We start from the raw sequence: 15,709 nt of genomic DNA on the forward strand, positions 1-15,709 counted from the left end.
GTTGCGGGTACTGGTGATCAAGACCTCATCCCTGGGCGACGTGATCCATGCGTTGCCGGCACTCACCGATGCGGCGCGGGCCATCCCCGGCATCCGGTTCGACTGGGTGGTGGAAGAAGGCTTTGCCGAAATCCCCACCTGGCACCCTGCGGTCGACAAGGTGATTGCGGTGGCTATTCGCCGCTGGCGCAAGAATATCTGGCAAACCCTCAAGAGTGGCGAGTGGCGGCGCTTCAAGCAGAGCATCCAGTCGACTAAATACGATCTGGTGATCGACGCCCAGGGCCTGCTCAAAAGCGCCTGGCTGACCCGCTACGTGCGTGCGCCCGTTGCCGGGTTCGATAAAAGCTCGGCCCGCGAACCCATGGCGGCGCGTTTCTATTCGCGGCGCCTGGCCGTGGCCCGTGGGCAGCATGCAGTGGAGCGGCTGCGCCAGCTGTTTGCCGTGGCCCTGGGCTACGACCTGCCCAAAGGCCTGGGCGATTACGGCCTGAGTGTGGAAAAACTGCTCGGCCTGCCGCCGGAAAAGCCCTTTGTGCTGTTGCTGCATGGCACCACCTGGGACACCAAGCACTGGCCCGAGGCCTATTGGCGCGAGCTGGCCGAGCGCATGGGTCGCCTCGGCGTCGACGTGAAGCTGCCGTGGGGCAATGCCGACGAAAAGGCCCGCGCCGAACGCCTGGCCCAAGGCTTGAGCAACGCCCAGGTGCTGCCCAAACTCAACCTGGCCGGCGTCGCCCGCGTATTGGCCGGCGCCCGCGCGTGCGTGGCGGTCGACACCGGCCTCGGTCACCTCGCCGCCGCGCTGGATGTGCCGACCATTTCCCTGTTCGGGCCCACCAACCCAGGCCTGACCGGCGCCTACGGCAAGGGCCAGATTCATCTGGCCAGCGACTGGCCGTGCGCACCCTGCCTGCAAAAACACTGTACCTATCAACCGACGGCCGACGACCTGCGTCGGTTCGACCTCCAGCGCGAGTCGCCCCTGTGCTTCACGCGCCTGAACCCTGAGCGTGTGGCAAACCGACTGAGCACGTTGTTACTGGCTGAGGAGCTGCACTGATGCAACTGGCATTTGTTCTGTACAAATATTTCCCCTTCGGTGGCCTGCAGCGCGACTTCATGCGCATCGCCCTGGAGTGCCAGCAGCGCGGCCATCGGATTCGGGTCTACACGCTGATCTGGGAGGGCGATATCCCGCCGGGCTTCGAAGTGCTAGTGGCGCCGGTCAAGGCGTTCCTCAACCATCGGCGCAATGAAAAGCTCAGCGCCTGGATGGAAGCCGACCTGGCCAAACGTCCGGTGGACCGTTTGATCGGCTTCAACAAGATGCCCGGCCTGGACGTGTACTACGCCGCCGACGGCTGCTTTGAAGACAAGGCGCAAAACCTGCGTCATTCGCTGTACCGCTATTTCGGGCGCTACAAACACTTTGCCGACTATGAGCGCGCCGTGTTCGCCAGGGACGCCAGGACCGAAGTGCTGATGATCTCCGAAGTTCAGCAGCCGCTGTTCATCAAGCACTACGACACCCCGCTTGAGCGTTTCCACCTGCTGCCGCCGGGCATTGCCCAGGACCGTCGGGCGCCGCCGAACGCGGCCGAGATTCGCGAAGGCTTTCGCCAGGAATTCAACCTTGGCGATGACGACCTGTTGCTGGTGCAGATTGGCTCGGGCTTCAAGACCAAGGGCGTCGACCGCAGCCTCAAAGCTGTGGCCGCATTGCCCGCCGAACTGAAAAAACGCACGCGCCTGTTTGTAATCGGCCAGGACGACCCCAAAGTATTCCAATTGCAGAGCGCCACCCTGGGCCTGGGCGACAATGTGCAGTTTCTCAAGGGGCGCAGCGATATCCCGCGTTTCCTGCTGGGCGCCGACCTTTTGATCCACCCGGCGTACAACGAAAACACCGGTACCGTATTGCTCGAGGCACTGGTGGCCGGTCTGCCGGTGCTGGTGTCGGCGGTGTGTGGCTACGCCCATTACATCGCCGAGGTCGACAGCGGCCTGGTGCTCGATGAACCGTTTGAACAAACCCAGCTCAACGCGTACCTGGCCCGCATGTTGACCGACTCTGCACAGCGCGCGGCCTGGGGCCGCAATGGGCTGGCCTATGCCGAGACGGCCGACCTCTACAGCATGCCGCAGCACGCGGCGGATCTGATTCTGGCGGAGCCAAAACCATGAAGTTGATGCTTGCCGAACCGTTCAAGACCCTCTGGGCCGGGCGCGATGCGTTCGCCGAAGTGGAGCGTCTGGAGGGCGAGGTGTACCGCGAACTCGAAGCCCGTCGCACGCTGCGCACCGAGGTCGAGGGGCGTGGTTATTTCGTGAAGATCCACCGGGGCATCGGCTGGGGCGAGATCGTCAAGAACCTTGTCACCGTCAAGCTGCCGGTGCTCGGCGCTGGCCAGGAGTGGCTGGCGATCCAGCGCCTGCAGGAAGTCGGCGTGCCGACCATGACCGCCGTCGCCTACGGCGAGCGCGGCAGCAACCCGGCCGACCAGCACTCGTTCATCATCACCGAGGAACTGGCGCCGACCATCAGCCTTGAAGATTTCAGCATTGACTGGGTCAGGCAGCCGCCCGAGCCGCGTCTGAAGCGCGCGCTGATCGCCGAAGTGGCACGCATGACCGGCATGATGCATCGCGGCGGCGTGAATCATCGCGATTGTTACATCTGCCACTTCCTGCTGCACACCGACACGCCGGTGACCGCCGAGCACTTCAAACTGTCGGTGATCGACCTGCACCGCGCGCAGACCCGCGCCAGAATCAGCCATCGCTGGCGCAACAAAGACCTGGCCGCGCTGTACTTCTCGGCGCTGGACATTGGCCTTACCCGCCGCGACAAATTGCGCTTCCTCAAGGGTTACTTCCAGCAGCCGCTGCGCCGCATCCTGGCTGAAGAAAGCGCCCTGCTGCAGTGGCTGCAAGGCAAGGCCGACAAGCTCTATGCCCGCAAGCAGCGCTACGGGGATGCGCTCTGATGGCGGGTTGGAACCTGGAGCCTGCGTACGCCAACCTCGCGGAGGACTTCGGCAGCCTGGAGGCGGTGTTCGCCTTGCAGGGCGAGCGGCTGACCCGCGACCCGCTGTCGGAAGTGATCCGTGTAGAGCGCGGTGGGGTCAATTACTACGTCAAGCGCTATGTGGGTGCCGGCAAAGGCCTGCGCCGCTACCTGGGCAAGCCCCGGGTGAAGTCCGAGTGGCAGAATCTCAAGCGCTTCGCCAAGTGGGGCATCCCGACTGCCGACGTGGTTGCCTGGGGCCTGGAGCGCAACGGCCTGGCCTATGACCGTGGGGCGATGATTACCCGTGAGCTGCCCAGGACCGAAGACCTGTCGGCGCTGGCCGAGCACAAGGACGCGCGCCTCAAGGATCCCCGCTGGGTCAATGCGGTTAGCCGCCAACTGGCCGAATACACGCGGACCATGCACGAACACCGCTTTACCCATAACGATTTGAAGTGGCGCAACCTGCTGGTGGACGACCAGGCCACGCTGTACCTGATCGACTGTCCCAATGGTGATTTCTGGCGTGGCTTCTGGCTCAAGTACCGCATCACCAAGGACCTGGCGTGCCTGGACAAAGTAGCCAAGTATCACCTGTCGGCCACCCAGCGGCTGCGCTTTTACATGCAATATCGCCAACGCACGCACCTGACGGTGTCGGACAAACTGCGGATTCGCCACGTGGTGAAGTTTTTCGAGGGACGCGAATGAGTGACTTCCTGGCGGCCGAGGACCGCGCTCTGCTCGAGCGCAATGGCCTGGCCACTTTCGAGGCCCTGTGGGCCAAGCAACTGGATGCTGTGGATGAGCCGAACACCAGCCGTGGCGGCTGGAGCAGCGTGTTTCGTCTTGAGCTCGACGGCCATGGTTATTACCTCAAACGCCAGAGCAACTACCTGACGCGCACCCTGCACAGTCCGCTGGGCGAGCCGAGCTTCGCCCGCGAATTTCGCAATATCAGCCGCTATCGGGCGCTGGGCATCCCGGCACTGCAGGCGGCGTTTTTTGGTGAACGCAAGGTTGCGGGCGAACGCCGTGCGATGCTGCTGACGCGCGCGCTGGACGGCTGGAACGACCTGGATTCGTTGCTGGAGCAATGGTTGTCACTGAGCGACGCCCAGCACCACGCGATCCTGCTGGCCTGCGGTCGGCTGGCGCGGCAGCTGCACAGCGTGGGCCAGGTACACGGCTGCTTCTACCCCAAGCATATTTTTTTGCAGGCGACCGGCGACGGCTACGCCGCGCAGTTGATCGACCTGGAGAAAACCCGCCCGTTGCTGTTCGGCTGGCGTGACCGGGTCAAGGATCTGGAACCGCTGTTGCGCCGCGCGCCGCAGTGGTCGCAGGCCCAGGTGCGGCAACTGCTGGCGGCGTATCTTGAGCAGCCGCAGGACAGCGCGCTGGTCGACACCTGGTTCCAGCGCCTCACTGCACGGCGCAGCCACAAGGAGAACCGCTGATGCGTTTGTCCGAACTCAAACAGGCCGGGCGCCGCCCGAGCCTGCCGCTGACCATCGAGCTGGCGGATGCGGCCGGCACTGGCCAGTTGCAACTGCTGAGCCTGTTGCGCGTGTTGCCGGGCGAGCGCTACGTGGGCGCGGCGGTCTGGCGCGGGCGTCCGGTGCTGGCCAAGTTGCTGGTAGGCAGCAAGGCGGCGCGGCACTTTCAGCGTGAGTTGAGCGGTGTGCGTCTGCTGGCCGAGCAAGGGTTGACCACGCCGCTGCTGCTCGCCGATGGCTTGCAGGAAGGCGAGGGTGGCTGGCTGTTGTTCGAATTTATCGAGGGCGCTCAAAGCCTGGCCGACGCCTGGCGCGCGGTCGAAGGGTTGCCGCCGTTGGCCGACGAGCAGACGGCGGTGCTGGCCGAGGCCTTGGGTGCGATTGCGCAGATGCACGCCAAAGGCGTATGGCAGCAAGACCTGCATCTGGATAATCTGCTGCGCCAGGGTGACACGCTGTACCTGATCGACGGTGCCGGTGTGCGGGTTGAAGAGGCGGGCAAGCCGCTGTCGCGCAACCGCGTGCTGGAGAACCTCGGGGTGTTTTTTGCGCAGTTGCCCAGGAACCTCGAGCCGTTTACCGAAGAATTGCTGGTGTATTACCTGCTGAGCAACGGTGAGCATGCATTGCCGCTGCAGGCGCTGGAAAAACAGGTGCGCAAGGTCAGTGCCTGGCGCCTGAAGGACTTCCTCGGCAAAGTGGGCCGCGAGTGCACGCTGTTCAGCGTGCAACGCGGCGCCTTTGGCTTGCGCGCGATTCGCCGCGAAGAAGAAGCGTCGATGTTGCCGGTGCTGGAACAGGCCGATGCACTGCTGGACGGGGGCCACCTGTACAAGACCGGCGGCGCGGCCAGCGTGGCCAGGGTCGAAGTGGCCGGCCGGCCGCTGGTGATCAAGCGCTACAACATCAAGGGCTTCGCCCATTGGCTCAAGCGCTTCTGGCGCCCGAGCCGCGCCTGGCATTCCTGGCGCGAGGGCAACCGCCTGGCGTTCCTCGGCATCGCCACGCCCACACCGCTGGCGGTATTGGAAAAACGCTTTTTCTGGCTGCGCAGCCGAGCGTACCTGGTGACGCAATACCTGCCAGGCCCGGACATCATCGAGCGCTTTGCGCCTTACGTGGAAAACGGCGACGCCCCCGAAGCCGAGTTGCAGGCGCTGGACCAACTGTTTGCCGAACTGATCCGCGAGCGCATCAGTCATGGGGATTTCAAAGGCCATAACCTGTTCTGGGCCGGGGATCGGTGGTCGCTGATCGACCTGGATGCGATGTGCCAACACACCTCCGATGCCAGCTTTGCGCCGGCGTTTGCCAGGGACCGCGCGCGGTTCATGCGCAACTGGCCTGAAAGCAGCGCGTTGTATCAGCTGATTGATCAGCGCCTGCCCACTCGCACGAGCGCATAAGACCCAGGGTGGGAGGTGGCTTGCTCCCGATGAGGATGTGTCAGTCGGTACCTGAGTTGACTGCCCGCCGCTATCGGGAGCGAGGCCCTTTTTATTAAGTACAAAGACAATTTGTAATTTAAAGCCTGAAATTTCAGGCAAGCACATTCCTGTGGCGAGCGGGCTTGCCCCGCGTTGGGCCGCGTAGCTGCCCTGAAACCATGTTCTGCGCTGGGGCAGGGACACCGCATTTTTCTTGATTGGGGGCGCTTCGCCCCCCAACGCGGTGCAAGCCCTGCTCGCCACAGAGGCTGCGGTTTGCTGCGCGGCAGCACCAAGTCGAAGATTTGTCGGAGGCTCCTTGACTGGAATGATTCATGTCAGATGGATCCAGGTATATGTTGCCTGGGCAACAGCAATGGGGCAGTTGTTGTTGCGCAAGAACAGTCCGCGTTTGCTTTTTTCCTTTATTTCATTGATTTAAATAGATAAAAATCCTGGCACACACTCTGCAATGCCAATCGGTGAACCCATTCACCGGTCGCCTCAGCGGAGCCCCGTATGCCCAACAGCCTTTCCTCGCTTTCCCGTTTGATCTGCCTTGGCGCTGCGCTGTTGCTGGGCCAGGTGTGCACGGCTAACGCCGATGATGAGGTGCCGTCGCTTGCCGGCAAGCGCATCGCCGTGAGCATGACCGGCACCAGTCACTATTTCGATATCAAGGCATTCCAGGCGCAGGTCGATGAGATCAAGCGCCTGGGCGGTACGCCGATCACCCTGGATGCCGGGCGCAATGACAAGAACCTGGTGACCCAACTGCAAACCGTGGTCACCCAGAAGCCCGATGCGGTGATCCAGACCCTGGGCACCCTCAGCGTGATCGACCCCTGGCTCAAGCGCATCAGCAAGGCCGGCATCCCGCTGTTCACCATTGACGCGCCGTCGCAGTACAGCCTCAACAACACCACCTCCGATAACGTCGCCACCGGCAAGGCCCTGGCCGATCAGTTGATCAAGGACGCCGGCGGCAAGGGCAAAATTCTGGTGTTCAACGGCTTCTACGGCGTGCCGGTGTGTGCGATTCGTTATGACCAGTTGAAGCTGGCGCTCAAGGATTATCCACAGCTGGAAATCATCCAGCCCGAGTTGCGCGATGTGATTCCCAACACCGTGCAGGACGCCTATTCCCAAGTGTCTGCGCTGCTCAACAAATACCCCAGGGGCAGCATCTCGGCGATCTGGTCGGCGTGGGATATTCCGCAGTTGGGCGCGAGCAAGGCATTGATCGACGCCGGGCGCACCGAGATCAAGACCTACGGCGTCGACGGGACGCCGGAAGTGCTGGCGCTGCTCGGCCAGGACCATTCGCCAGTGGGCGCGGTGGTGGCGCAGCAGCCGGCGCTGATCGGCAAGACCGCCGTGCAGAACGTCGCGCGCTACCTCGCCGGGCAGCGTGACTTGCCCAGGGAAACTCATGTGGCGACGCTGTTGACCACCGCCGCAAACCTGCCGCAGGTCCAACAATTGCGAGGTGACTGATGCCGGCTTTACACCTGCAGCATGTGCACAAACGCTTTGGCGCCACCCTGGCGCTGGATGGCGCGAGCCTCAAGGTCGAGCGCGGCACCGTCCACGGGCTGGTGGGCGAGAACGGCGCGGGCAAGTCGACCCTGATCAAGATCCTGGCCGGTATCCACACCGCCGACGCAGGGCAGGTGAGCATCGACGGGCAGTCGTACGACAGGCTGTCGCCGCGTCAGGTGGACGCGCTCGGCGTGCAGTTCATCCATCAGGAGCGGCTCTTGCCGGCCAGTTTCACTGTGGGCGAGGCGCTGTTTTTCGGACATGAGCTGCGCCGTGGGCCGTTTGTGGATCGGCGCCGCCAGCAACGTGAGGCGCAGCGTTTGCTGGCGGACTATTTCGACCTGCAATTGCCGGCCGGCGCCTTGGTGAGCGAGCTGAACAGCGCCGAGCGCCAGGTGTTGCAGATCACCCGTGCGCTGATTCGCCAGCCGAAGATTCTGGTGTTCGACGAGCCCAGTGTGGCGCTGGTCAAGCGCGAGGTTGACCAGTTGCTGCGCATCGTCAGGCGCTTGCGCGATCAGGGGCTGTCGATTCTGTACATCTCCCATTACCTGCAGGAAATCGACAGCCTGTGCGATGAGGTCACGGTGCTGCGCAATGGGCGCGATGTGGCGGTGGTCGAGCCTCGGCATACCTCGAGTGCCGAGATCGCGCGGCTGATGGTCAATCGGGAGGTGCGGGAGATGTATCCCAAGGCCCGTGTGGCAGTGGGCGAGCCGTTGCTGCAGGTGAAGTCGCTGAGCCTGGCGCGGCGTTATCGGCACATCGACCTGCAGGTGCGGCGCGGAGAAATCGTTGGCCTCACCGGGTTGGTGGGGTCCGGGGCCAAGGAATTGTTCAAGACGCTGTTTGGAATCGAACGGGCCGACAGCGGCAGTATTCATCTGCAAGGTCGCCTGCTGCGCCTGCGTTCACCGGGCCAGGCGATTGCCGCCGGGATCGCGCTGGTGCCGGAAGAGCGGCGCAGCCAGGGCATTGCGCCGGTATTGTCGGTGCTGGAAAACCTGACGCTGGCCGGGCTGGGCAGGTTCAGTCGCTGGGGTCTGTTGAGCCGCTTCAGGGAGCAGGCGGAAACGGCGCGGCTGATCGATGAGCTGGCGATCAAGGCGCCGGGGCCTCACGCGGCGGTCAGCCAGCTCAGTGGTGGCAACCAGCAGAAGGTTGCACTGGGCAAATGGCTGAGCCGCCGTTCGGCCGTGTACCTGCTCGACGAGCCGTGCGTGGGGGTGGACGTGGGCGCCAAAGTCGAGATCTATCGCTTGATCGGGCGCCTGGTGCAGGAGGGCGCGGCTGTGCTGGTGCTGTCATCGGATTTACCCGAACTGCTGGGGATCAGCGACCGCATTCTGGTGCTGCATCGCGGTGAAATCGCTGGCGAGTTTCGTGCCGGCGAGGCCGACAGCGACCGGTTGCTGGCGTGTGCCACCGGGGCGGTGCCCGCCGCAGCGTTGCGGACGCGGGAGGTCGAGCATGCTTGAGGCGCTGCTGCGACGCGGTTCGGTCGGCGTGTTCCTGGCGATCCTGCTGGGGTTTGCCGTGGCCGCGCCGAATTTTCTCTCGGTGGGCAATCTGGCCAATGTGTTCAGCCAGTCGGCGATCCTCGGCGTGCTGGCGTTCGGGCTGACCTGCGTGATCATCGGCGGTGGCTCGAATGTGGTCGCCGGTGGGCTGGACCTGTCGTTGGCGGCCAACCTGGGGCTGTGTGCGGCGGTGTTCAGCCGCCTCAACAATGCCGGGCTGGAGCTTTGGCTGACGGTGTCGCTGACCTTGGCGTGCGGCGTTGTGGTCGGCCTGATCAATGGGCTGGCGGTGGTGCTATTGCGCCTGCCGCCGCTGCTGGCGACCCTGGCGAGCATGAATGTGCTGGCCGGACTCGAGCTGGTGTTGACCGAAAATACCGTGGTGTCCACCGACTCGCCGCTGCTGGACCTGCTCAGCGGCGGCGCCTGGCTGGGGGTGCCGGCGCTGGCCTGGGTATTGCTGGTGACAGCGGGGTTGCTGACCTTGCTGATCCAGCATTCGCCCTACGGGCTGCGTTTGCATGCAGTGGGCGAATACCCGCAGGCCGCCGAGGCAGCCGGGCTGCGCAATGCGCGCTATGTGTTGTCGAGTTATCTGCTGGCGGGGCTGTGCGCCGCTGTTGCTGCGTTGTGTTCGGCGGCGTTTTTCAGCGGCAGCACCACCGGGTCCGGCGACATGCTGCTGTCGGTGGTGGCGATTGCGTTTCTGGGCGTAGTGTTTTCGCGGCGGCTGGTGGCGAGTATCCCCGGTACGTTGTTCGCGGCGTTGTTGATCGGCTTTCTGATCAATGGCTTTCAACTGCTCAACGTATCGAGTTTCTGGGTCAACGGCGTGCAGGGTGTGTTGATCCTGCTGGTGGTGGCCGCGTCCAGCGCGTTGAGTCGAGGGAGCCGCCCATGAAGCTGCGTGCCTTGTTGCCACTGACCTTGCCGCTGGTATTCGTGGTGATTGTGGTGGTGTTTGCCATGCAGGCGCCGGGGTTTCTCAGCGCCGGCAACCTCAAAAGCCTGGTGCTGAACAATTTTGTGCTGCTGGCGATTGTGTCCATCGGCATGACCTACGCAGTGGCGGCGGGCGGCATCGACCTGTCGGTGGGGACGGCGCTGGACTTCGCCAGTTTCAGCGTTGTGGTGCTGCTCAACGGCGGGCATGGCTGGGCGGTGGCGACTGCGGGTGCATTGGTCGCGGCATTACTGGTGGGGCTGGTGAATGCTGTGCTGATTGGCGGGCTGCGCATCAGCCCTTTCCTGGCCACCCTCGGCACCTTGTTTATCGGCACCAGTGCGCAGCAACTGCTCTCGGACGGAGGGCAGCCGATCTACATGGCCCAGGGATTGAAACCGGGGGTGGCGGGGCTCACGCCGTTGCTGATCGTGCTGGGACTGGCGTTGTTTTACGGCCTTTTACTGGCGCGAGGGCGCCTGGGGCGGGAATTGCTGGCGCAGGGCACGCAGCCGTTGCTGGCGTATTACTCGGGGTTGTCGGTGCGGCGGATCGTGACCGTGGTGGCGCTGGCCACGGCCTTGGCGTGCGGGGTAGCCGGGGTGCTACTCGCGGCGACAGTGAGCGCGTATGTGCCGTTGTCGGGGAATGCGTTTTTGCTGAATGCGATTGGGGCGGTGTTTATTGGCACGACGTTGAGTCGGCAGGGTCGGGCGAATGTTTTTGGGACGTTGCTGGGGGTGCTGTTTATCAACGTGATTGCCAATGGATTGTTGTTGATTGGCTGGAATTTTTATTGGCAGCAGGTGGCGACGGGGGTGTTGATTTTTGTGGTGTTGACGTTCAGTTTTGCCAGCCGGCGGCTGGTGGATCGAGCCTGATGCCCATTTTTCTGTAGACCTGGTCCAAATGTGGGAGGGGCTTCCTCCCGATAGCATTGGGTCAGATACAAATAAGTTGCATGACCCACCGCCATCGGGAGCAAGCCCCCTCCCACATTTGGATATCCATTTTTCTGATAGGTATCACACTGCTTTGCTTTTGGGCCTTTCCAAAAGTGAGCCGCTGTAAGAGCGGAACCCTAAGCAGCCGTTACCGAAGCAATGGATATGTACACAACCAAACAAGCCCACCACCGCATCGGCATCGGAAAACTCCCACACTCGCATGCCCTTATTCCGTCTATATCGCACAGGGCCGTAATGCTAGCGTGCGTGACCTACCGGAGGTCACCGAATGAACACTGCACTCAAAATCCTGTTGGCGGCATCAGCACTGAGCCTGTTCGGCTGCGGCACCGTCAATACAGTCATGCGCGAAGACCATGTCGCCGTGCAGGCGCTCAAAAAACAGAAAACCTACTGCCAGTCCATCACCCGCGTCTACAGCGGGGTCGCGTATGACCTGTGTCAACTGCACGCTCCCCCTCCGCCACCACCGGTGTGTGGGTAAATTTCGTGCCGCTGATCGTCATCGATGTGGCGGCCTCCGGCGTATTGGACACCCTCGTCCTGCCTTACACGGTCTATCGGCAAAGCACCGACGGCAGCCTCGAGCTGCGCTAGCGCCTTGCCGCTTACAGTTTCCTGCCTCTTTTAAGCTATAATCCCGCCCTTTAGCTGTTTCCTGCCCAGGCGGGAGGCACACTTTTTTCAGGCGCGATGCGCCTGCATGCAGACTAAAAGAGGCTAGACCCCTGTGGCATTGACGATTCTTGGCCTGTCCGGCGCCCTTAGCCATGATCCTTCCGCAGCCCTGTATATCGACGGCAAGCTGATCGCGGCCGCCGAAGAAGAGCGCTTCGTACGCGACAAACATGCAAAGAACCGCATGCCCTACGAATCGGCGAAGTTCTGCCTGGAACAGGCCGGTATCAAGCCTTGCGACGTTGATGTGGTGGCGATTCCGTTCGCGCCGATCAGCCTGTTCGGCGAGGCGCGCTGGCACTATGCCAAGCGTTACTGGTACGCCCCGGACCGCGCGCTCGATGCGATTCTGATGGGTAACCGTCGCTACAAGCGCTATCGCAACAAGATCGTCTGGTGCCTGGAGCAACTGGGCTTCGATCCGAAGAAAATCAGGATCGAGCCGGTTGAGCACCACCTGGCCCACGCTTCCAGCGCCTATCACTGCTCGGGCTTCCAGGAAAAAACCGCGATTCTGGGCATCGACGGCAAGGGCGAGTACGCCACCACGTTCTTCGGCTATGGCGAGAACGGCAAGATCCACAAGATCAAGGAATTCTACGACCCTGACTCCCTCGGCGGCCTGTATGGCGCGATCACCGAGTTCCTCGGTTTCGAGATGCTCGACGGTGAGTTCAAGGTCATGGGCATGGCGCCGTACGGCGATGCCAGCAAGTACGATTTTTCGCGCCTGGCCTCCTTTGAAAACGGCGAGCTGGTGATCAACACCGACTACGCCAACGTCATCGGCCTGCGCCGCTACAAGGAGAAGGGCAAAGGCTTCTACTTCTCGCCAAAACTGATCGAGTGGCTGGGGCCAAAGCGTGAAGGCGATATTGCCGACGAGCCTTACATCCACTACGCGGCCAGCATGCAGGCGTTGTTCGAGAAGCTGGCTTTGCAGATGATCGACCATTACCTGGGCGACATCCTCAAGGACACTGGCAAGCTGGCTTTCGCCGGCGGTTGCGCGCTGAACGTCAAGCTGAACCAGAAGATCATCGCCCGTGACGACGTGAAAGAGCTGTTCGTGCAGCCGGCTTCCGGTGATGCCGGCACTGCCGTTGGCGCTGCTGCTTACGTGTCCCACGCCCGTGGCGTACCGGTGGAGAAGATGGAACACGTCTACCTCGGCCCGTCCTACAGCAACGAAGATGTGATCGCCGCCTGCGCCAAACACGAGAGCAAGCCGGTGTGGCGCAAGATCGAAAACATGCCCAAGCGCATCGCCAAAATCATGGTCGACGGCAACCCGGTGGCCTGGTTCCAGGGCCGTATGGAGTTTGGCCCGCGTGCGTTGGGCGGTCGTTCGATTATCGGTTGCCCAAGTGCAACCGGCGTGGCCGACCGCATCAACCACCAGATCAAGTTCCGCGAGCGCTGGAGGCCTTTCTGCCCGTCGATGCTCGACACCGTGGCCCCGCAGATGATCAAGGTCGACCACCCGGCGCCGTTCATGACCTTCACCTTTGAAGTGTCGGAAGAATGGAAAACCCGCGTGCCGGAGGTGGTGCACGAAGACGGCACCTCCCGTGCCCAGGTGCTCAAGCGCGAGTACAACCCGCGCTACTACGACATGATGAAAGAGCTGGAAGTGCTGACCGGCAATGGCGTGTCCCTGAACACCTCGCTCAACCGCCGTGGCGAAGCGATGATCTGCTCGCCCAAGGACGCGCTGGACATGTTCTTCGGCTCCGACCTGCAGTATCTGATCATGGAAGACATCCTCGTGGTCAAGGACGGTGTGGACCCTTATGACGCCGTGGTCTAAATGCTGAACCGCTTCCAGGGTTGGCGTGAGCGAGGCTGGGTGCCTGTCGAGGCCGAGGCTTACGCTCAAGCCTGGCAGCGATTTGGTGGCAGCGTGGCGACCCATCCACGGGTCGTCGAGCGTTTGGCCGGCTCTGGCGCAGATTCCGGTGCGTTACCTGGGCTGGGAGCAGGACGGCGAACTCAAGGGCGCAATTGCCACCTGGGGGCGCGACCTGGCGCTGTCCAAGGACGTGCTCAAGCGCCACGGCAAGAAGGGCCTGTTTGACCTGGGTAATGCCGAGATCATCCTGCCGATTGCCGCCGATGCGCAGTTACCGGTACGCCATCGCGGGCGCTACCTGTCGGCCTTGAACGAAGGGCGCGTCAGTACCCTCAAGCCCCAGGCCGAGCAATTGGCCATGGCGCGCACCCCCGAAGACCTGTCGAAGAAGTTTCGCTACAACCAGCGCCGCGAACTGCGCCTGCTGGAAGAGGCGGGCGGCGTGGTGCGGGCGGTGAGTGAGTTTTCCAGTGCGGAGCTGGCGGCGGTTTATCGCGACCTGTTCCAGCGCCGCTGGGGCTTTGCCGCCACCGGCGCCGAGCGTCTGGCCGAAGTGTTGGCATTGCTCCAGGAGTTTCTGGTGGGTTCGGTGCTGTTCCTCAACGATGCGCCGATTGCCGTGCAGTTGGTGTATCGCGTCGAGGCGCCCGAATGGATCAGCATCGAATACGTCAACGGCGGCGTCGACCCCGAAACCCGTGCGTTCAGCCCAGGCAGCGTGTTGAGTTTTCTCAATACCCAAAGTGCCTGGGAGCAGGCTCGCACGCTCAACAAGCCGCTGCGTTTTTCTTTCGGGCGCGCCGACCGCGAATATAAAGAGCGCTGGTGCAACCCGGTGCCGGTGTTCAGCCTATGAGCCGCAAACAGCAACTGCTCAAGCGCCATCGCCGCAACAAACGCATCGCCTTGCTGGTGGGCTTGTTGGTGTTGATCGCAGTGGGTGTGCTGGTGGCCTGGTGGCTGCCGCTGATCCTCGCAGTGCTGCTGTGGGTGGCCCACGAAGCCTGGTTTGCCGACCATCTGTTCTACTCGCCCAAGGATGACTACCAGTACCGCTTTGCGCCGCACAGTCGTCACGGCGACCTGCATCTGGAGGCCGGGCGTTTGCAATCGGACACGCCGCTGACGCTTGCAGGCGATGAAACCCTGATCGTCCAGGTGCAGCTTGAAAGCAGCTGGCTCGGACGTTTTCTCGATCCTGCGGTAGATGTGTCGGGCGATCGCCAAGCCTTCGAGCGCGGTGTTGCCGGTACGCGTTACCTCAACCTCACCGGTGCAGCGGCGGCCCTGGCTGCGGGTGAAGTGCGCGTGCGTGGGCGATTCTGCCGCATTGTCGGCCAGCCGACGCTTTGGGTGTTCCGCCAGCCGGACCCGGCGCGCCAACGCGTGATGGTGATCGCGCCCCATGCCGACGATGCCGAGCTGGCTGCGTTCGGCCTGTATGCCCAGGCGGATGAAAGCTGGATCGTGACCCTCACCGCCGGTGAAATCGAAGCCGAACATTATCAACAGATGGGCCTGCCGCAGGTCGACGCTGCACGTTTGAAGGGGCGTCTGCGCGCCTGGGACAGCATCGCCGTGCCGCGCTGGGCCGGGGTGCCCGAGGCGCAGTGCGTGCAACTGGGCTATTTCTGCCTGCAACTGCCGGCCATGCAGGCCGCGCCGGATCAGCCCCAGGCTTCACGTGAGGCGCAATGCGCCGATACGCGGCTGTTTCGCCAGTTCAACAGGCTTGCGTTGCCCAGCGATGCGGACGGTTTGCCGACCTGGCACAACCTGATCGCCGACCTGCGCGCGCTGCTGCTCAAGGCGCGTCCCGAGGTGATCGTGTTGCCGACGCCGCTGCTCGATCCGCACCCTGATCACATCTGCGCCCACAACGCCGTCATCGAAGCCTTGCAGGGACTTGAGTGGCAGCCCGGCACACTGCTGGGCTACGCCAACCATTTGCACGATAACGACCGCTGGCCCATGGGCGACTCGGGCGCTGGCGTGGCGTTGCCGCCGCAGTTCGATGCCGACCGGGTACTGCAGCCGTATTGCCGTGTACTCAGCCACAGCCTGCAAGTGGACAAGGCCATGGCGCTGGGCATGATGCATGACCTGCAACCGCGCGCGCCGTTCAAGCGCCGTGTCCGTCGCCTGTTGCAACAACTGCTGGCGGGTCGTGGTCCATCGCCCTACGGCGAGAACGAGTTTTTCCGCAAGGCCGTGCGCCGTCACGAACTGCTTTGGGTGCTGAAGCAGGACTGAAATTGACTTTATCG

At 62.9% G+C, this 15,709-nt stretch carries 12 protein-coding genes and 2 pseudogenes; all 14 read left to right on the plus strand.

What is annotated here, in order from left to right; translation table 11 throughout:
* Window position 1: 1 nt before the first annotated feature.
* The 14 genes and pseudogenes from waaC to VRB54_RS02150 all read left to right on the plus strand — a co-directional run bounded on the left by waaC (window position 2) and on the right by VRB54_RS02150 (window position 15,695).
* Window positions 2-1,063: a lipopolysaccharide heptosyltransferase I gene (gene waaC / locus VRB54_RS02085; RefSeq protein WP_338479347.1), complete on the plus strand. Its 1,062-nt coding sequence runs from the start codon at window positions 2-4 to the stop codon at window positions 1,061-1,063.
* On the plus strand, window positions 1,063-2,187 hold the full coding sequence (locus VRB54_RS02090; RefSeq protein WP_338479348.1) for a glycosyltransferase family 4 protein: 1,125 nt from the start codon (window positions 1,063-1,065) through the stop codon (window positions 2,185-2,187). Before waaC ends, VRB54_RS02090 begins: the two co-directional genes overlap by 1 nt.
* Complete coding sequence (rfaP, locus tag VRB54_RS02095) at window positions 2,184-2,990, plus strand: lipopolysaccharide core heptose(I) kinase RfaP (RefSeq protein ID WP_057008454.1); 807 nt, start codon at window positions 2,184-2,186, stop codon at window positions 2,988-2,990. Before VRB54_RS02090 ends, rfaP begins: the two co-directional genes overlap by 4 nt.
* Complete coding sequence (locus VRB54_RS02100; RefSeq protein WP_057008453.1) at window positions 2,990-3,724, plus strand: lipopolysaccharide kinase InaA family protein; 735 nt, start codon at window positions 2,990-2,992, stop codon at window positions 3,722-3,724. The genes rfaP and VRB54_RS02100 overlap by 1 nt, the downstream gene beginning before the upstream one ends.
* Window positions 3,721-4,473, plus strand: a complete 753-nt coding sequence (locus tag VRB54_RS02105) for a lipopolysaccharide kinase InaA family protein (RefSeq protein WP_338479349.1) — start codon at window positions 3,721-3,723, stop codon at window positions 4,471-4,473. The genes VRB54_RS02100 and VRB54_RS02105 overlap by 4 nt, the downstream gene beginning before the upstream one ends.
* Window positions 4,473-5,918 carry a lipopolysaccharide kinase InaA family protein gene (locus VRB54_RS02110; RefSeq protein WP_338479350.1) on the plus strand — a complete coding sequence of 482 codons (1,446 nt, stop codon included), beginning with the start codon at window positions 4,473-4,475 and terminating at the stop codon, window positions 5,916-5,918. The genes VRB54_RS02105 and VRB54_RS02110 overlap by 1 nt, the downstream gene beginning before the upstream one ends.
* 540 nt (window positions 5,919-6,458) lie before the next feature.
* Window positions 6,459-7,436 carry a sugar ABC transporter substrate-binding protein gene (locus VRB54_RS02115; RefSeq protein ID WP_338479351.1) on the plus strand — a complete coding sequence of 326 codons (978 nt, stop codon included), beginning with the start codon at window positions 6,459-6,461 and terminating at the stop codon, window positions 7,434-7,436.
* Window positions 7,436-8,959, plus strand: coding sequence for a sugar ABC transporter ATP-binding protein (locus tag VRB54_RS02120; protein ID WP_338479352.1), 1,524 nt, complete (start codon window positions 7,436-7,438; stop codon window positions 8,957-8,959). Before VRB54_RS02115 ends, VRB54_RS02120 begins: the two co-directional genes overlap by 1 nt.
* Window positions 8,952-9,902: an ABC transporter permease gene (locus tag VRB54_RS02125; protein ID WP_338479353.1), complete on the plus strand. Its 951-nt coding sequence runs from the start codon at window positions 8,952-8,954 to the stop codon at window positions 9,900-9,902. Before VRB54_RS02120 ends, VRB54_RS02125 begins: the two co-directional genes overlap by 8 nt.
* On the plus strand, window positions 9,899-10,825 hold the full coding sequence (locus VRB54_RS02130; RefSeq protein WP_338479354.1) for an ABC transporter permease: 927 nt from the start codon (window positions 9,899-9,901) through the stop codon (window positions 10,823-10,825). Before VRB54_RS02125 ends, VRB54_RS02130 begins: the two co-directional genes overlap by 4 nt.
* A gap of 355 nt (window positions 10,826-11,180) precedes the next feature.
* Window positions 11,181-11,509 (plus strand): annotated as a pseudogene (locus VRB54_RS02135) (YceK/YidQ family lipoprotein).
* Between the two features lie 133 nt (window positions 11,510-11,642).
* Window positions 11,643-13,400, plus strand: a complete 1,758-nt coding sequence (locus tag VRB54_RS02140; RefSeq protein ID WP_209987796.1) for a carbamoyltransferase family protein — start codon at window positions 11,643-11,645, stop codon at window positions 13,398-13,400.
* Window positions 13,401-14,298 (plus strand): annotated as a pseudogene (locus VRB54_RS02145) (antimicrobial resistance protein Mig-14).
* Complete coding sequence (locus VRB54_RS02150) at window positions 14,295-15,695, plus strand: PIG-L deacetylase family protein (protein ID WP_338479355.1); 1,401 nt, start codon at window positions 14,295-14,297, stop codon at window positions 15,693-15,695. Before VRB54_RS02145 ends, VRB54_RS02150 begins: the two are co-directional and overlap by 4 nt.
* Window positions 15,696-15,709: the final 14 nt, after the last annotated feature.

It is taken from the genome of Pseudomonas trivialis (assembly GCF_036864995.1).
Lineage (GTDB): Bacteria > Pseudomonadota > Gammaproteobacteria > Pseudomonadales > Pseudomonadaceae > Aquipseudomonas > Aquipseudomonas trivialis.